This is a genomic window from Polycladomyces abyssicola, from assembly GCF_018326425.1.
GTDB classification, from domain to species: Bacteria; Bacillota; Bacilli; order Thermoactinomycetales; family JIR-001; genus Polycladomyces; species Polycladomyces abyssicola.
This window is the reverse complement of sequence record NZ_AP024601.1, coordinates 1938644-1956842: the sequence shown is the minus strand read 5'-3', so window position 1 is coordinate 1956842 and position 18199 is coordinate 1938644. Positions and strand designations below refer to the sequence as shown.

General features: G+C 53.1%; 16 protein-coding genes. All 16 read left to right on the top strand.

What is annotated here, in order from left to right; all coding sequences use genetic code 11:
• The 16 genes from KI215_RS09795 to rlmN all read left to right on the top strand — a co-directional run bounded on the left by KI215_RS09795 (position 1) and on the right by rlmN (position 18143).
• Positions 1-1221 (top strand): ROK family transcriptional regulator, encoded by a 1221-nt coding sequence (locus tag KI215_RS09795; RefSeq protein ID WP_246512076.1) that lies wholly within the window; start codon positions 1-3, stop codon positions 1219-1221.
• Positions 1222-1563: 342 nt separating this feature from the next.
• Entirely contained in the window at positions 1564-2973 is a 1410-nt protein-coding gene (locus tag KI215_RS09790) for a branched-chain amino acid transporter BcaP (RefSeq protein WP_212772564.1), read from the top strand.
• A gap of 263 nt (positions 2974-3236) precedes the next feature.
• Positions 3237-4100: a YicC/YloC family endoribonuclease gene (locus tag KI215_RS09785; RefSeq protein ID WP_212772563.1), complete on the top strand. Its 864-nt coding sequence runs from the start codon at positions 3237-3239 to the stop codon at positions 4098-4100.
• A gap of 151 nt (positions 4101-4251) precedes the next feature.
• Positions 4252-4518 carry an extracellular matrix/biofilm regulator RemA gene (gene remA / locus KI215_RS09780; RefSeq protein WP_205492469.1) on the top strand — a complete coding sequence of 89 codons (267 nt, stop codon included), beginning with the start codon at positions 4252-4254 and terminating at the stop codon, positions 4516-4518.
• A 14-nt stretch (positions 4519-4532) separates the two neighbouring features.
• Complete coding sequence (gene gmk / locus KI215_RS09775; RefSeq protein WP_212772562.1) at positions 4533-5138, top strand: guanylate kinase; 606 nt, start codon at positions 4533-4535, stop codon at positions 5136-5138.
• A 12-nt stretch (positions 5139-5150) separates the two neighbouring features.
• The gene (gene rpoZ, locus KI215_RS09770; protein WP_212772561.1) at positions 5151-5363 is read left to right on the top strand and encodes a DNA-directed RNA polymerase subunit omega; all 213 of its coding nucleotides are present in this window, start codon (positions 5151-5153) and stop codon (positions 5361-5363) included.
• 131 nt (positions 5364-5494) lie between these two features.
• Complete coding sequence (gene coaBC / locus KI215_RS09765; protein WP_212772560.1) at positions 5495-6697, top strand: bifunctional phosphopantothenoylcysteine decarboxylase/phosphopantothenate--cysteine ligase CoaBC; 1203 nt, start codon at positions 5495-5497, stop codon at positions 6695-6697.
• A complete protein-coding gene (priA, locus tag KI215_RS09760; protein ID WP_212772559.1) occupies positions 6687-9134 on the top strand; it encodes a primosomal protein N' in 2448 nt (815 codons plus the stop codon). The genes coaBC and priA overlap by 11 nt, the downstream gene beginning before the upstream one ends.
• A gap of 16 nt (positions 9135-9150) precedes the next feature.
• Positions 9151-9630 (top strand): peptide deformylase, encoded by a 480-nt coding sequence (gene def, locus KI215_RS09755; RefSeq protein ID WP_212772558.1) that lies wholly within the window; start codon positions 9151-9153, stop codon positions 9628-9630.
• Positions 9631-9653: 23 nt separating this feature from the next.
• Positions 9654-10577 carry a methionyl-tRNA formyltransferase gene (gene fmt / locus KI215_RS09750; RefSeq protein ID WP_212775149.1) on the top strand — a complete coding sequence of 308 codons (924 nt, stop codon included), beginning with the start codon at positions 9654-9656 and terminating at the stop codon, positions 10575-10577.
• Positions 10574-11935, top strand: coding sequence for a 16S rRNA (cytosine(967)-C(5))-methyltransferase RsmB (gene rsmB, locus KI215_RS09745; protein WP_212772557.1), 1362 nt, complete (start codon positions 10574-10576; stop codon positions 11933-11935). The genes fmt and rsmB overlap by 4 nt, the downstream gene beginning before the upstream one ends.
• Before the next feature lie 51 nt (positions 11936-11986).
• On the top strand, positions 11987-12817 hold the full coding sequence (locus KI215_RS09740; RefSeq protein ID WP_212772556.1) for a GAF domain-containing protein: 831 nt from the start codon (positions 11987-11989) through the stop codon (positions 12815-12817).
• 125 nt (positions 12818-12942) lie between these two features.
• A complete protein-coding gene (locus KI215_RS09735) occupies positions 12943-14532 on the top strand; it encodes a spore germination protein (protein ID WP_246512301.1) in 1590 nt (529 codons plus the stop codon).
• The gene (locus tag KI215_RS09730) at positions 14529-15686 is read left to right on the top strand and encodes a GerAB/ArcD/ProY family transporter (RefSeq protein WP_212772555.1); all 1158 of its coding nucleotides are present in this window, start codon (positions 14529-14531) and stop codon (positions 15684-15686) included. Before KI215_RS09735 ends, KI215_RS09730 begins: the two co-directional genes overlap by 4 nt.
• On the top strand, positions 15670-16842 hold the full coding sequence (locus KI215_RS09725; protein WP_212772554.1) for a Ger(x)C family spore germination protein: 1173 nt from the start codon (positions 15670-15672) through the stop codon (positions 16840-16842). Before KI215_RS09730 ends, KI215_RS09725 begins: the two co-directional genes overlap by 17 nt.
• 242 nt (positions 16843-17084) lie before the next feature.
• On the top strand, positions 17085-18143 hold the full coding sequence (gene rlmN / locus KI215_RS09720) for a dual-specificity RNA methyltransferase RlmN (RefSeq protein WP_212772553.1): 1059 nt from the start codon (positions 17085-17087) through the stop codon (positions 18141-18143).
• Positions 18144-18199 lie beyond the last annotated feature (56 nt).

The following is an 18199-nucleotide window of genomic DNA, read 5'->3' as shown; positions in this document are numbered from 1 at the left end:
GTGCCGCGGACGATTCAAGTGGGAAGTTTCCGGTGGATGAAGACGCTCAATAAGTCAACCATCCTGAATATGATTCGGCTTCACGGCCCCATTTCCAGAGCGGAGATTGCCAAGATGACCAAATTGACGCCGCCCACGGTGACCAATATCGTCGGCGAACTATTGGAGTCCAAGCTGGTGATCGAGGCGGAATTGGGTGAATCGACAGGTGGCAGAAAGCCGATCATGTTGAAGATCAACGCCGATGCATTCACCGTTATCGGCATCTACGCAGGTGCGAAAAGAATACGGGGCGTGGCGGTCAACTTGGAGGGTGAGGTTCAACATACCGTACATGTAGAGGTTCCGCCTGAACCGACTGCTGAAGCGTTTGTTGATCTCGTCCGGGGGGCAATCCGCCAATTGTTGGATCACATAGATCTCCAGACCCGCCCTTGTTTGGGAATCGGGGTGGGGATGCACGGTTTGGTTGACACTGAGAAGGGGGTGTCCATTTTTGCCCCCAATCTCAATATCCGGGATTTGCCCTTGAAAGATCAATTGGAACAAGCGTTTCAACTGCCCGTCGAAGTGGAGAACGATGTACGGGCACTCGCTTTGGGGGAAAGTTGGTTTGGGTTGGGAAAAGATATCGCCGATTTCATTTGCGTGCATGTGGGGACGGGGATCGGTGCCGGGATTATCTTGAATCACGAGTTATATCGTGGACCGTCGTATGCTGCAGGTGAGATTGGACATACCACCATAGACCTGAACGGTCCGAAGTGCGGTTGTGGCAATGTGGGATGTCTGGAGGCGCTGGCGGCAGGTCCGGCCATTCTGTCCCGGGTAAGAGAGGCGATCAGACGAGGTCGATCCACTGTGTTGGCGGAGTGGGTAAAAGGGGAGACGGAACGGTTGACCGGGGAGATGGTCCACCAGGCTGCTCAGCAAGGAGATGAATTGGCCATCGAAGTGTTGGCTGATGCGGGCCGTTATCTGGGAATCGGTCTCGCCAACCTGATCAATACACTCAATCCCTCCCGCATCATCTTGAGCGGTGGTGTGTCACGCGCCGGTCACTTCGTATTGGAGCCGCTCCAAAAAACCGTAAGAGAACGGGCACTCTCCGCCGCAGCCAGAGATGTCGCCATCATGCGTTCCCGACTGGGGGACAACGGTGCGGCGATCGGTGCGATGACATTGGTATTGCAAGATTTGTTCATGCCCTCCTACGCATAAGGCGTAGGATCTTGCTTTTTATTATCCGAATAATTAATATATTTTAATTAAGGGGGGGGTGATTAGAATATAGTGAATCATCTGATGAAAAGGGAACTCAAGGATAGAAAAAAAGATATTTCCAAATCTTTTATCCGGCTGATACACGTTGCTTCACTGTTGATGGGTGGGAAATAAGGGTTTATGGCGATTATGGTGAACCGATGGGGATGGAAAGAGAGGTAAAATTCGTTAATTGACTACAAAAGAATACATTTGTTACAATGTGAACGATCTTATTTGTCAAACAATTCAATAAGAGTTTGGAATTTGGGTGATGGGTACGCTAAGTCGCAGGAGGAGATGGATATGAGTCTATTCCGGAAAAAGAGTATCAACCAATTGATCCAGTCAAGCAAAAAAGGAAAAACCCTGAAAAAAGATCTGACCGCTTGGGATCTTACGCTGCTGGGGATCGGAGCGATTATCGGAACGGGTATTTTCGTTCTGACCGGAACCGGGGCGCTGAAGGCTGGCCCGGCTTTGACCCTGTCCTTTATCGTGGCCGGTTTGGCTTGTGCGTTTGCCGCCCTTTGTTACGCGGAGTTCGCTTCGCTCGTGCCGGTGTCGGGCTCGGTATACACGTACAGCTACGCCACTTTGGGTGAATTTGTAGCTTGGATCATCGGTTGGGATTTGGTGTTGGAATATTTGTTGGCGACCAGTACAGTATCCGTCGGTTGGTCAGGATATTTCCAATCACTGTTGAAAGGGTTGTTCGGTTTTGAACTGCCGGACGCATTGACCGCCGCTCCTGGTGCGGTGCCAGGTAAAGCCACCTTTTTCAATCTGCCCGCATTTCTGATCGTCTTGGTGATCACCTTCCTGTTGGCGCGGGGAATCACGGAGTCCAAACGAGCCAACAATATCATGGTCATCATCAAAATCCTGGTTGTGTTGCTGTTTATTTTCGTCGGTGTCCAATATGTCAAACCGGCGAACTGGACGCCGTATATGCCGTTTGGTTATCAAGGCGTGTTTTCTGCAGCAGCACTGGTCTTTTTTGCCTACATCGGATTTGACGCCGTGGCCGCAGCCGCCGAAGAAACAAAAAATCCGCAACGGGACTTGCCGCGCGGTCTCCTTTATTCTCTGGGGATATGTACGGTATTGTACGTGGTGGTTTCAGGTATCATGACGGGGATGGTGCCGTTCAAACTTTTCGCCCAAGACCAATCTCACCCAGTCTCATTGGCGCTGGTACAAACGGGTCAAAACTGGGTAGCCGGATTTGTCGACCTGGGGGCCATCATGGGAATGACCACGGTGATGTTGGTGATGCTGTACGGGCAAACCCGGATTTTCTTCGCCATGTCCCGTGACGGATTGTTGCCCAAGAAATTTTCGGATGTGCACGAAAAATATCGGACGCCGTACGGTGCCACTTGGTTCCTGGGCTTGATCGCCGCGTTGATCGGTGCGCTGGTGCCGCTGGATAAATTGGCCGAGCTGGTCAACATCGGTACGCTGGCTGCATTCACCTTGGTGTCCTTCGGTGTGCTGGTTCTGCGCAAAACGATGCCCGATGTAAAACGTCCGTTCAAAGTGCCCGCAGTTCCGGTTGTGCCGATTTTGTCCATCATATTCTGCGTCTTCCTCATGACGCAGTTGGCCGCGATCACTTGGATTGCGTTCGTCATCTGGCTTACCATTGGATTGGTGATTTACTTCGGCTATTCCCGCAAGCACTCAGTGTTGAGCCAAGCGGAATAAAAAGCCGCAGACAGGTTAACCTGATAGGACACCCTGGAAGACTGCGATTTCGGGAGCGGGGCCGAAATTCCCGTCGAGCGACTTTAGCCTTTGCTACGGGCGGAGACAGGGAATCGGCGCCCCACCGGACTTTGTCAATCACCTGCAGGCTGTCTCAAAAAGGGACAGCCTGTTTCGTTTTCCGCAGATGCCCGGCTACACTTGTGAGTCAACGGGAAATCTTTTAGAATAAAAACATGGAAGAAAACAGGAATATCCGCAGTATGACAGGCTACGGTCGCGGTGATCGAGAAAAGGACGGTATTCGCTTCATCGTGGAAATCCGCTCGGTCAACCATCGTTTTTTGGAGATTATGGTGCGGTTGCCGTCAGGGTGGATGATGATGGAAGACCCCGTTAAAAAAGCGGTGCAATCCGTTGTCAAGCGGGGGCGTGTCGACGTGTTCGTCACCCTGGAGACGGGAGACCGGGAGCAAACGGCCGAAGTGGATTGGCAGTTGGCGCAATCGATTGTCCATACCGTGAGGGAGATGAATCAACGCTTGGGATTGTCAGGTGAACCGACTGCCATGGATTTGTTGCAGATGCCCCAAGTGTGGACGTTACGTGAGAGAGAAATCGAACCAGAGCATCACCAGTCTCTGTTGCTGGAAGCGGTCCATGAAGCTTGTGAGGCATTGCTCCGGATGCGTCAGCGGGAAGGGCAAGCGCTGGCGGAGGATCTCGCTCACAGAATCGGCAACCTGTCCCGTTTGGTGGATCAAATCCGGAAACGCGCACCGGTGGTGGTAGAGGAATACCGTACTCGTTTGCGCCAACGATTGAATGAGTTTTTGTCGGAAGTGAACATCGACGAAGACCGATTGCTGATGGAGGCGGCGATCTTTGCCGACAAATCGGATATCCAGGAAGAATTGACCCGGTTAGAAAGTCATGCCCGTCAGTTCCTACATTCGCTCAGTTCGAACGAGCCGGTGGGGCGTCGTCTCGATTTTCTGCTGCAAGAAATGAATCGTGAGGTGAATACGATCGGTTCCAAATCGGGAGACCGTCTCATCAATTCCTGGGTAGTGGAGTGCAAGAGCGAGCTGGAAAAAATGAAAGAACAAGTGCAAAACATCGAGTAAGACGGCAATAATGGAAGGGTAGAATTGATTCCCGGGTCAAAAGGATCTAAAATGGGGATGAAGGAATCCGTACCGGTCCGCCCATCGGCTCCGGGCGGTTGATCCATCACGACGAGCTCAGTTTTCTCAGTGGAGCGAGGAGGCACTCGGATTGGGTATCAAACTGATCAACATCGGTTTTGGCAACATCGTCTCAGCCAACCGGATCATTTCCATCGTCAGCCCGGATTCCGCTCCGATCAAGCGGATCATACAAGAGGCGAGAGAACGCGGCATGTTGATTGACGCCACATACGGCAGACGTACCCGGGCGGTGATCATCACCGACAGCGATCACGTGATTTTGTCTGCCGTTCAACCGGAGACTGTGGCGCATCGCCTGACGAGTAAAGATCACCATGAGGAAATTGTCGAATAGGAAGGTTTTGTTGCATGCAATTCTCCCATCAAAAACAAGGTCTTCTCATCGTTCTTTCCGGCCCTTCCGGGGCGGGAAAGGGAACTGTTTGTGCGCGTTTGCGCAATTTTATGCCCGAGTTGACCTATTCTGTCTCCGCCACGACGCGAAAACCGCGTGAAGGAGAACAAGAAGGGGTCAATTATTTTTTCAAGACACGGGAAGAGTTTGAAGAGATGATCCGCAACGACGAACTGTTGGAATGGGCCGAATATGTGGGGAACTACTATGGGACCCCCCGCCGTTTTGTGGAAGAACGCCTTGCCGAAGGGCAAGACGTTTTGTTGGAAATCGAAGTGCAGGGGGCCATGCAGATCAAACGACGTTTTCCCCACGGCGTGTTCATTTTTTTGGTACCCCCTTCACTGGAAGAATTGAGACGGCGGATTGAAGGAAGGGGTACTGAAACGGACGAAGTGGTTGAGCGGCGGCTGGACACCGCTGCAAAAGAACTGGGTCTGATCGAACACTATGACTACGTGGTCGTCAATGACCGTGTGGATGCGGCGTGCGATCGGATTCGTTCGATCATCATCGCCGAACATTGCCGCAGAGAACGCCTGATGGCCATTCGGGAATAGGAGGGTTGGAACATGCTCTATCCGTCGATCGACAAGTTGATGGAAAAAACAGATAGCAAATACTCGCTGGTGGTGTTGGCTGCCAAACGTGCAAGGCAGCTCCTGGACGGTGCCAAACCAGGGCTTGAACCCCGTTCCAACAAATATGTGGGTATTGCTCTTGAGGAAATCGCCGCCGAAGTGGTGAAACCGCAAGAGGACGTTACTGCCGATCAAAAGAAATGAGAAAGCAACCGAAAACGAAGAAAGGGAGAAGAGGGACCGTTTTCCGGTCGGCTGTGCAATCGCGGCCAGACTGAAGGAAAATGGGTCCCGTTCGCTTTGTATGGGATCGGGTTGATGAAGGAGGGCATCCCATGAAGGGGAAACGCATCGTGGTCGGCATCACCGGTGGGATCGCCGCTTACAAAGCAGCTGCGTTGGTCAGCGCGCTGGCGAAACTGGAGGCCGACGTTCGTGTAATCATGACTGAATCGGCCACCCGTTTTATTACTCCGCTCACTCTGCAAACGCTCTCGCGGCATCATGTGGCGGTGGATACCTTTGAGGAGCGCGATCCGGCAGTGGTTTCCCATATTGATCTGGCCGATCATGCGGATCTTTTTGTCATCGCCCCCGCTACGGCCAATCTGCTGGGGAAACTGGCGCACGGTTTGGGAGACGACATGCTGACAACAACCTTATTGGCCACCCAAGCACCGGTATTGATTGCTCCTGCCATGAACGTGCATATGTATGAAAATCCGATCGTTCAGGAAAATATTACTAAATTGAAGCGGTTGGGATATCGCTTTATCGATCCCGGTGAAGGACAGCTGGCATGCGGTTACGTTGGCCGTGGGCGTATGGCGGAACCGGAGGAGATCGTCCAAAGAATCCGGGAAATCTTGGCGGAGCCGGTGACAGATCTATCCGGCAAATGCGTGATTGTTACGGCAGGTCCCACCCGGGAGCCGATGGACCCTGTACGTTTTCTTACCAACCGTTCCTCCGGAAAGATGGGATACGCATTGGCGGAAGCCGCACGGGATGCAGGAGCGGAAGTCGTTCTGATCAGCGGCCCCGTCTCACTGGAGACGCCGTATGGTGTCCGGAGGGTGGATGTGGGTACGGCAGATGAGATGCTGGATGCCGTTCTGCGCGATTTGCCCCGGGCGGACGTGGTGATCAAGGCAGCAGCAGTGGCTGACTACCGGCCGGCACAAGTGGCTGATTACAAGATTAAAAAGAGCGGGGAGGAAATGGTTGTTCGATTGGAACGGACCCCGGACATCGCCGAAGAGGTGGGACGACGCAAACAATCTCACCAGTTACTGGTCGGATTCGCTGCGGAAACCGATCATGTGGAGACATACGCGCAAGACAAACTGAAGCGGAAGAATATGGATCTCATCGTCGCCAACGATGTCACACAGCCCGGTGCCGGGTTTGAGGGTGATACCAACATTGTCACTGTCTACGACAGAGACGGGGAAGTTCTCCGTTTGCCGAAGCTGTCCAAGCGGGAAGTGGCTCGACGGCTGATCGGCCTGATCGGAGAGAGGTTGCATGCGCGCTGATCGGCGGATTGCCCGTGTGATTGTCGACGTGCCGAGCAAGGAAACGGATCGGCCGTTTGATTATGAAGTGCCCGATTCCCTACTTGCAGACACCGAGATTGGATCTCGGGTGAAGGTGCCGTTCGGGCCGCGAACCGTGATGGGATATGTCGTGGATCTCACGACAGCCCCTTCCGCATCTCTCACCCGTTTGAAAGCCATCATCGATGTATTGGATGTCACCCCGCCGCTTACTCCCGAATTGGTCCGGTTGGCATTTTGGCTGTCCGAAGTCTACCTGTGCCGGAAGATAACCGCTTTGCATGCCATGGTGCCCGCGGTGCTGAAAGGGCGATATCAACGCATGTTGCGTGTCCATCCGCATACTCCACCGGCAACCGCGTTGCCCGACGCAGAGCGGCGACTGATTGAGCGCATCGAATCGAAACAGGAGGTCCCGCTGTCGCAGGCGTTGACATGGCCGGGTGTGAATCGGACCATCATTCGGCGACTGATCCGGGAAAAGCGGTTGTTGCTGGTCGAACATGTGGGGGACCGGGCAACATTGCGAACCGTCACATGGGTGAAACCGGCGCTTTCGCCGGACGAGCTGTCCCGTTGCTTGGCGGACATCCCCACCCGAGCCGTTCGTCAACGTGCGGTGTTGGAACATTTTATTCATCATCCGGAAGAAATCCCCCTCCCGGATTTGCTCTCCCGAGCGGGCACCACCCGTTCCGTCGTCGGGAAGTTGGTGGAAAAAGGCTGGCTCACCTGGGAGGAACGCGAGGTTTACCGGGATCCATACGGTGAACACGCGTTTGAGCACAAGCCGCCTTTGCCGTTGACGGATCAGCAACAACAGGCATTGGACACCATTCTTTCCGCGTTGAACAGTAACAAGGAGCGCACCATTCTGTTGCATGGGGTGACGGGAAGCGGCAAAACGGAGGTATATTTGCAGGCGATCGATGCCACCATTCGGCAGGGGAAGCAGGCAATTGTGCTGGTTCCGGAGATTTCGCTCACACCGCAAATGGTGAAACGGTTCAAGGAGCGATTCGGCTCCGATGTTGCGGTCTTGCACAGTGGATTGTCCGATGGCGAGCGGTATGATGAGTGGCGCAAAATCCGCTCCGGCGAGGTACGAGTGGCGATCGGAGCACGTTCGGCCATTTTCGCCCCGTTTGAACAGTTGGGATTGATCGTCATCGACGAGGAGCACGAATCCAGTTACAAACAGGAGGAACAGCCCAAATACCACGCCCGCGACGTCGCGCTGTGGCGCGCCCGGGAGCATGGGGCTACGGTGGTGTTGGGTTCGGCCACGCCTGCCGTGGAGAGCTATTTTTTGGCCCGGACGGGCGTGTATGAGTGGGTCACCCTTCCTCAGCGGGTCAACAATCGCCCCTTTCCCACCGTGGATGTGGTGGACATGCGGGAGGAATTGCGCCAGGGAAACCGTTCCCTGTTCAGCCGCAAGTTGCGCACGTCCCTCACTCAATGTGTCGAACGGGGGGAGCAGGCCGTCTTGCTTTTGAATCGGCGGGGTTACTCCACCTTTGTACTCTGCCGGGATTGTGGAGAAGCGATGACGTGTCCACACTGCGACATTTCGCTCACCTATCACCAAACCAACCGCACCCTTCGTTGCCACTATTGCGGATATGCGACACAGGTTCCTTCCACCTGTCCCGCATGCAGCGGTAAGCACATTCGTTATTTCGGCACGGGTACCCAAAGGGTGGAAGAAGAGTTGGCCCGTCTGTTTCCGGGAATACGGGTGATTCGGATGGATGTGGACACAACCAACCGAAAGGGAGCGCACGAGCGCCTGTTGAAAGCTTTTGGTAGCGGCCAGGCAGATGTGCTGTTGGGGACACAAATGATCGCCAAAGGACTGGATTTCCCACGGGTGACACTGGTGGGTGTCATCGCGGCGGACACCTCGCTGTATTTGCCGGACTTTCGTGCCGCTGAACGGACATTTCAATTACTGATGCAAGTGAGCGGACGTGCCGGTCGCCATCAATTGCCCGGCCGCGTGGTGATCCAGACCTACAATCCCGAACACTACAGTGTGGATCTGGCAGCTCGTTATGAGGTGGAGTCGTTTTACCGGCAGGAATGCCGGTTGCGCAAACAACACCGGTATCCACCGTTTTGCGGTTTGTTTACGGTCTTGTTGACGCACCCGGACCGGGCGGCGCTGATGCGCTCTGCCCACCAGGCAGCCATCAGGTTGCAGCAGGACCAGTTACCCGGTGTGGAAGTGTTGGGTCCGGTGCCGGCGCCGATCCCCCGTTTGAAAGATCGGTATCGCATGCAGGTGATGGTGAAATATAATGTAGAAACGGATTCTGTGACTGATTTAATGCGCCGGTTGAGTGAACTGGAAGATATTTTGGACGATCCCCGGCTGAAATGGAGCGTGGACCGGGACGGCCGGATTGATTAAAAAGGAGGCGAAGCGCATGACGATCAGAAGAATCGTCAAATATCCCGATCCGATTTTGAAAGAAAAGGCAAAACCGGTCACCAAATTTAATGAGCGTCTGCACAAATTGCTCGATGACATGGCGGAAACGATGTATGACGCCAAAGGAGTAGGTTTGGCAGCACCCCAAGTGGGAATTTCCAAACGTGTCATCGTGGTCGATGACGGAAACGGACTGATCGAAGTGGTCAATCCTGAATTGGTGGATATGAAAGGAGAACAACTGTCGCCGCCAGAGGGATGCCTGAGTATTCCGGGATTGCTGGGTGTCGTGCGCCGCGCCTACCAATTGCGGGTGAAAGGGCAAGATCGCTACGGACGACCGTTCGAGATGGAAGCGGAAGATTATTTGGCCCGTATTTTCCAGCATGAAGTGGACCATTTGAACGGCATCCTGTTCATCGACATCGCCGAGCGCGTATTCCGGCCGGAGGAAGAGGAGGATATGGAAGCGTGAGTGAAAAACCTCGCATTTTGTTCATGGGCACCCCGGATTTCGCGGTGCCTTCTTTGCAGGTGCTGGTAGAACAAGCCTATCCGATCGTCGGAGTTGTGACGCAACCCGATCGTCCCAAAGGACGCAAACAAGTGTTAACCCCGCCGCCCGTCAAAACGACGGCACTCTCTTACGGCATCCCTGTCTTTCAACCGGAAAAATTACGCGATCCGGCAGCTTTGGAGGAGATTTTGGCACTGAAACCGGACTTGGTGGTCACTGCCGCCTATGGTCAATTGCTCCCGACCGAATTGTTGGAAGCGCCGCAATGGGGTTGCATTAATGTACATGCCTCACTGTTGCCCAAATATCGGGGTGGGGCGCCGATCCACCATGCGTTGATCAATGGTGAAAAAGAGACGGGAGTCACCATCATGTACATGGTAGAGCAATTGGATGCCGGCGATATCCTGTCACAACGGTCCATCCCGATTGAAGAAACAGATCACGTCGGTTCGCTTCACGACAAATTGAGCCAATTGGGAGCGGAACTGTTGATGGAGACGATCCCCGCACTGTTGGCAGGGAAGATTCAACCGGTGCCACAGGATGAATCCCTGGTTACATATGCACCCAACATTCGGCGGGAAGATGAGCGGATCGATTGGTCACAGCCGGCCCATGCCATTTTCAACCGGGTCCGCGGTTTGCACCCGTGGCCGGTAGCGTTTACGACTTGGCAGGGGAAACCTTTGAAAATTTGGTGGGTCGAGGTCGCTGACGTCCGGCATGATGCGGAGCCGGGAACGGTGCTGAACGTCGAGGAGGACGGCATTACCGTCGCCGCTGGAGAAGGGGCTGTCGTTATTCAAGAGTTGCAACCGTCCGGCAAGAAGCGGATGACAGTGGCGCAATTCGTGCGCGGTCGAAATATGGAGCCGGGTGAGCGTTTGGGGGACGGGGAATGAAACGGCGCAAATCTGCCAGGGAAGTGGCGTTGGATGTGCTGATCGCGGTGGAAACACGCGATGCCTACAGCAACCTGGTGTTGGATCATGAGTTGGATGAGGCGGATTTGTCAATGCGTGACCGCGGCTTGGCCACTGAACTGGTATACGGAACCATTCAGCGGCAAAAAACATTGGACTGGCTGCTGGATTCACTGGTGAAAAAAGGGGTGGATTCACTCCAGCCGTGGGTGCGTCAGCTATTGCGGATGGGTGTTTATCAATTGGTGTATCTGGATCGGATTCCCGCCAGGGCAGCCGTACACGAAACGGTGGAGATCGCCAAAAAACGGGGGCATCGCGGGGTCAGTGGCTTGGTCAACGGTGTACTGCGGGCGTTGCTGCGCCAACCGTCCGTTCCTGAACCGCCAACGTCCATGCCGACGGTTGAACGTCTGGCGATCACCACCTCTCATCCGGAATGGTTGGTTCGGCGGATGATCGACGTATATGGCGAACCGACTGCCACCGCGATTTTGGAAGCCAATAATCGCCCTCCCGCTGCAGGACTGCGCGTCAATCGACTGAAAGCGGACCGGGACACGGTTCTGAAACGACTGAAGGAGGTCCGACCGGAGGCGACAGTGGAACCTTCCCCTGTTTCCACGCAGGCAATCCGTTACCGAGGCGGGGGCAGTCCCGCCCGTTTGCCCGGATTTGAGGAGGGTCATTTCACGATCCAGGATGAAGCTTCCATGCTGGTGGCCGAGGTGGTGGCCCCCCGATCGGGTTGGCGTGGGTTGGACGCTTGTGCGGCTCCGGGAGGCAAAACAACTCACTTGGCCGAGTTGATGGACAATCGCGGCCACATTCTTGCATGCGATATACATGCGCATAAAGTGGATTTAATCCGTGATCATGCTGCAAGGCTCGGCATTTCGATCATCGAAGCCCGACAAGCGGATGCCAGGAAGTTGGAAGTTGCTGAACCAGCGTTTGATTTTGTTCTGCTGGATGCGCCTTGTTCCGGCTTGGGCGTGATTCGCCGCAAACCGGATATCAAGTGGAGCAAAGAAGCCGAAAACATCGAGCCGCTGATCGCTCTGCAGCGGGAGTTGCTGGATGCGGTGAGTCGAATGGTCCGGCCAGGCGGAGTATTGGTCTACAGCACATGTACATTGGAGCCGCGGGAAAACGAGGAGCAGGTGCGATCGTTTCTTGCACGCCATCCCGAATTTCGTGCGGATGCACAATTGCCGCAATTGTTACCGGAGACGGTGGTTGAGCACTGTTGGGTGGAGGCGGGGATGGTCAAATTGTTGCCGCATCAGTTGGACACGGATGGTTTTTTCATCGCCCGCATGATAAAACAAAAATAGAGACCAGCTTGTCGCCGGTGGGCGGCTTCCGGGTCCTGCCGGCGATTTTTGATGAAAAAGGTGGTGAAACAGACGGTGGACATGGATCTGGAATTGATAGCGAAGGTGATCATCAGCAATCCGTTACTGACCTACGGCATGCTCGTGTTGATGATCACGATGGCAGTCGTGTTCGTATGGCGGGCCAAAAAAGGAGACCGGATTGCACTCTGGGGAATTGTAATCGAACCGAATAAAACGCTCCATGAATTGAAGCAAACCAACGAACGCATGTCCTACGAATACAAGCGTTCCCAGATGGTGATCGAATCGGTAAAAACGCTTTCCGAGGAAATTACTGCTGTTCTTTACGGTTCCCAGGAGGATTTTGAACGCCAGCGAAGAGCCATCTATACGTATTTTCTCTCTCAACTCGTCGCCGTCATGACCGTGAATAAGGCCAACAACCCGCGTGTGTGCGTGTTTGTCTCCGCTGGTGACGGCACACTCAAGGTGCATGAAGCCGCGGCTCACACACCGGAGGGCATGAAGAAGCTGCGGTTGCCCATCGACGATTCGGCAGCAGGGTATACATACCGTACAGGCGAGGTCTATTTTTCCGGCGACATCCACGCACCAGGCAACCGATTCAAAGCGCATCCCAAAGCGCAAAAAGTGTATCATTCCCTGATTTGCGTGCCAATCAAGACAGGAGAGCGGGTCATCGGCATCCTCAGCGTAACGGGAGATGAGCAGAAAACGTACTCGGATGCAGAAAAAATATATCTGCAGGCATTTGCCAATGTTTTGGCGCCCTTATTACATCTGGAATTGTACGGTTCCCCATGGGGGCACTCGAAAAAAGAAACCAAAAATCATGAAACGTTGGTGGTACAAACATAATGGATTGATATTTCCATTTTTGACTGATGATTGGAAATTGCAAGACGTTGACCTGATGCCTAGCATCAGGTCTTCTTTTTTCCTTGGTATGGTTTTATTGGCAGGCGGGGATGTTAAGAGTGGTGATGATCATGGAACAACAGGGAAACAGATGGACACGCAAACGAGCGCGCAAAAAAGTGGAAAAACTGGAGCAGCAAGCGGAGCAAAAGGTGAAGGAGCGGGTGGATGATACCGCCGTCACGGCGGATGCGGAGAAAAACGCCCACTACCTCGTCAAATTGTTGGGGGACAGTGCGGACGTCATCTCACGCGTGTTCACCATTCAATACGCACCTGACCGCAAAGCAGCTGTTTTGTACATCGATGGTCTGGTCAACATGGCCATTGTCGATCAGTTCATACTTCATCCGTTAATGGTGGAAGGGGAACGATTAAAGGTCAAAACGGACTTATGGCAGATGGTCAATGAGAGCCTGGTGCAAACCGGTGAGATGAAGCAATCGACCAAAATGCAGGAGATCGTCAACGGCTTGTTATCGGGCGATACGATTTTGTTTGTGGACGGATCCGACACCGGCTTGATCATCGGCACGCGCGGATGGGAAAAGCGCGGTGTCAGCGAACCACGGGCGGAAGCGGTGATTCGCGGTCCGCGTGAAGGGCTGACGGAAACGATCCGCATCAACACCTCGATGATTCGCCGGCGGTTGAAAGATCCCGATTTGCGGTTAAAAAACTACATGGTCGGTAAACGGACAAAAACCAATGTCTCCCTTTTCTACATCGAGGGAGTGGCGGATCCCAAAGTTGTACAAGAAGTGGAGAAACGAATACAAAACATTCAAATTGACGGTGTGCTGGAATCGGGATATATCGAGGAGCTGATTCAAGACCAGATCTGGACACCGTTTCCCCAGTTGCAAAACACCGAACGCCCCGATGCGGTCGTAGGTCATTTGCTGGAAGGAAAAGTGGCCATTTTGGTTGACGGAACACCCAACACGTTGATCGCACCTGCGGTGTTTACCCAGTTCTATTACAGTCCCGAAGACTATTATGAGCGATACTTAATTACATCCTTTTTGCGGATGATCCGTTTGCTGAGTTTGTTTATCGCGATGTTGTTACCTGCGCTTTATATTGCGTTCGTTTCGTTTCACCCGGAGATGATCCCGTCCAAATTGGCGATCGCAATGGCCGCGGGTAGGGCGACGGTGCCATTCCCTTCCATCGTCGAAGCGCTGATCATGGAGACCAGTGTAGAGGTGTTACGGGAGGCGAGTATCCGCCTGCCGGGCCCCATCGGTCCGACGATTGGGATCGTGGGGGCTTTAGTGATCGGGGATGCGGCGGTGTCAGCAGGGCTCGTCAGTCCAGCAATGGTGATCATCGTCGGGTTGACGACGATCAGTTCGTACGCCAACCCCTATTACAACGCGGCTATCTCACTCCGTCTGATCCGCTTTCCGCTGATGATCGTGGCGGCCACACTGGGGTTGTACGGCATCACGCTTGCGTTGATGCTCATATTGTTACACCTGGTGCAATTGAAGTCGTTCGGGGTGCCCTATTTGGCTCCGTTTTCCCCGGTCAACTGGACAGATATGAAAGACACATTAATCCGGGTACCGTGGCAATGGATGAAGGATCGGCCCAAATTGATGAAGCCAGGAGATACGCAGCGACAAGAGGAAGGAGGGAACACGACTTGAACTCGTCATCCAAGCAAATGACGCAAAAGTCGGTTTCCACTTATCAAGCTTTCGCCTTGATCACGTCTGCTATGATCGGGGTTGGGGTGCTCTCCATGCCGCAGAGTGTCGCCAAAGATGCGGGACCGGATGGAGTGTGGATCTTCCCGATGGGTGGACTGTTGGTCGCCTTGGGGACATTTTTTGTTACGAAATTGGGACTGCGGTTTCCTGATCAGCACTTTGTCCAGTACATTCCCCGCATTCTCGGCAGCAAGCGGGCTCCTTGGTTGGGGAAAATCATGTCGGCTCCGTTGATCGTGATCAGCGTTCTGCTCTGGCTGTTGACGTCCGCCTTGGTCAGCCGCCTTTTTGGCGAGGGTCTGGTCGCCACGGTTTTGCAACGAACACCCCTTCAAATCATCATTTTTACCATGATCGCGGTGGGAGCTGTTGTTGCAGCCCAACGAACGGAAGTAATCGCACGTTTCAACGAGTTTTTGTTACCATTTTTGTTCGTTCCGTTTGTGTTGAACTTCTTTGCCTGGTTACAGCGAGGTGAATTGGAAAACCTGCTTCCGCTGTTTCAAGTTGGGCCGCAACAATTGCTACGTGGATTGTTGACCAGCTTTTTCGCATTTGCCGGATTTGAGCTTGTGCTCAACTATATGCCCGATTACCAACAGCCCCAAAAAGCGATGATCGGACATATGACAGGTATCGCTGTTGTGACGGTATTATATTGGACCACCTTCATGGCTTCGCTCGCCACTTTCGGCCCGTTTGAATTGGTGCGTATGACCTGGCCTACGTATGAATTGATCAAGGTGGCAAGTATTCCCGGTAATATTTTGGAACGGTTGGAATCAGCGATCATCACCGTCTGGATGGTCGCTGTGTTCACCACTTTGATCATCAACCTCAATACGGCCATCAATACGACGATGGTGGCGTTTCGGTGGCCGGATCGGTATCGCAAATGGATCGCCTTGGGATGCTTACCCGTCTTGTATGTGATCGCAGTGTGGCCACCTGATATGAAAACGGCGTTTCTCATACGGGATTGGATCGGAATCGTATTGGTTGGATACGCCGTTCTTGTTTCCGCGTTTTTGTTGATCATCGCCGTCATTCGCAAGATCAAAGGGGGGACCGAGGATGTGGCGTCTTCATGATCATCAGTCGTGGAAATCAACCAAGTACTTCGGTCCACTTCGACTGTTTCACGGTATGATGGCATGGATATTGTTGGTGGCATTACTGACGGGGTGTTGGGACCAGCGTGAAATTGAGGAACGGACATCGGTCGTCGCGCTGGCGGTCGATCAGGATCCAACGGGATACAAAGTCTCCGTCCAAGTGCCCAATCCCATCAAGATTTTCGGTGTCGGTGGAGGCGGTGGAGGGGGAGAAGAAGCCGTGCAGATGTTAACCGGAAAAGGGAAAACGCTCATGGAAGCGATGAATGATATTCAAAACCAGACGAACCAAGAGGTGTTTCTCGGTCATGCACGTTTGGTCTTAATCGGAGAAAAGGTGGCGAAAAAAGGGATTTGGCCGTTGATGGACAGTTTGCGACGGCAGCCGGCCATCCGCAGACGACTCTGGCCCCTGGTCGTGAAAGGGGAGGCTCAATCTGTGTTGCAGGTGAAAACCAAATTAGAACAAGTTCCCACTGTATATATCATGGACATGGTGGATAACGGAGTCAGAGACGGCAGCATGGCCGACGTTTCACTTGGGAGACTGTACAAGGCTTTGTACAACCCCGCGTTTGATCCATATATGAACTATATCAAAGCCGAGCAGGACACGGTGCGATGGCTGGGGCTGGCTTTGTTCAAAAAGGACAAAATGGTAGGCACACTCAATACACAAGAAAGCGTGATCTTATTGCAAGCCAGAGAATCCAAATCAGGCGATCCCGTCAGAGTTCCCTGTCCCGATGGAAAAGGGGAAATCGTGTTTAAGCCGGACCAGGTGAAAACCAAATATCAAATCAACAAAACGAACAGCACTGTCCGAATCCACGTCCGTAATCGTGTCTACGGGGAGATTACGGAAAAAACGTGTCCGATCGATCTTAGCGCAGACGGCAATGTTGAGAAGTTGGAAAAATCAGTGGGGCAATGGTATGAACGGATGGGAAATATGGTGTTGCGAAAAACACAAAAGGAATGGAAAACGGATGTGTTTGGTTTTGGCAATAAAATGCGCGCTTTTCATCCAGATATTTGGAAATCACTCAATTGGAAAAAGCAATACCCAAACGCTCAGATTGATTTAACGTATCAGGTGGAAATCCGGCGAGTCGGGTTGGATGCCAAATGACGGGCGGTCTGTCTTGTGATTTCTACTTCAAAATGCGCGAAACATTTCGTCTGTGGATCTCGTTTGCTGTTGTGCCCTGAACAAATGTCAACATAGTGTTCATTTTTGCCGGTTGAAGGACACATACCGGTTATTACATGCGGGTTTGCGTGCGCTGACTTTTCACCTTCGCGAAAGCTTGATATAATGAGGATTGTTTTGAATGATTTTTTGTATGGAATCCAAAAATGGTGGGAATGAACATGAATGCTTTTGCATACGATCTGACGCACGAAGACTGGAAGGCGTGGATGCACAAACACGATTTGCCCGAATGGCGCGGGACTCAGGTAATGGAATGGTTATATCAAAAAAGAGCCACATCCTTTGATGAGATGACCAACTTACCCAAAGTTTTACGTTCGCGTCTGGCCGAGTCCTTTGTGATCCAACCGTTGAATGCGATCACGACGCAGGTTTCCCGGGACGGAACGGTGAAATTTTTGTTCGCGCTCCCGGATCAGCATGCGATCGAAACGGTCATCATGCGCCATGATTACGGGATCAGCGTTTGCGTCACCACCCAGGTCGGGTGTCGGATCGGTTGCACGTTTTGCGCATCAACATTGGGAGGATTGAAGCGAAACCTGCAAGCGGGGGAAATCGTCGCACAAGTGGTCGCTGCCCAACAATACCTCGACCAAGAAGGGGAACGGGTACGTTCCGTCGTCGTCATGGGGTCGGGGGAGCCATTTGAAAATTATGAGGCGACGCTGCAATTTGTCCGTTTGATCAATGATGCCAAAGGGTTGAACATCGGGCAACGGCACATCACGGTTTCCACCAGCGGCGTGATTCCGGAGATCTACCGGTTTGCCGACGAAGGCTTGCAAGTGCGTTTGGCTGTTTCGCTTCACGCCCCGAATACGGAACTTCGATCCAAGTTGATGCCGATCAACCGTCGCTTTCCGTTGCCGGATCTGATGGAGGCCTGTCGTTATTACCTGCAAAAAACCGGGCGGCGGATCACGTTTGAGTATGCTCTCATCGGGGGTGTGAACGACCGGGACGAACATGCGCATGAGCTGGCCGAGTTGCTACAGGGGCTTGATTGTTTGGTCAACCTGATTCCGGTCAATTACGTCCCGGAACGGAATTATGTACGGACGCCGCGCAAGCAGGTATTCGCTTTTCAGCGCATTTTGGAATCCCACGGAATTTCGGCGACGATCCGCCGGGAACACGGCAGCGATATTGCAGCCGCCTGCGGACAATTGAGGGCAAAGCATCTGGAAAAACTGGAGAACACAACAACAAGTTGATCAAGAGAAAACAAAAATGGAAGCGGGAGCTTAGGAACCCTTGCCGGGTGAATCCT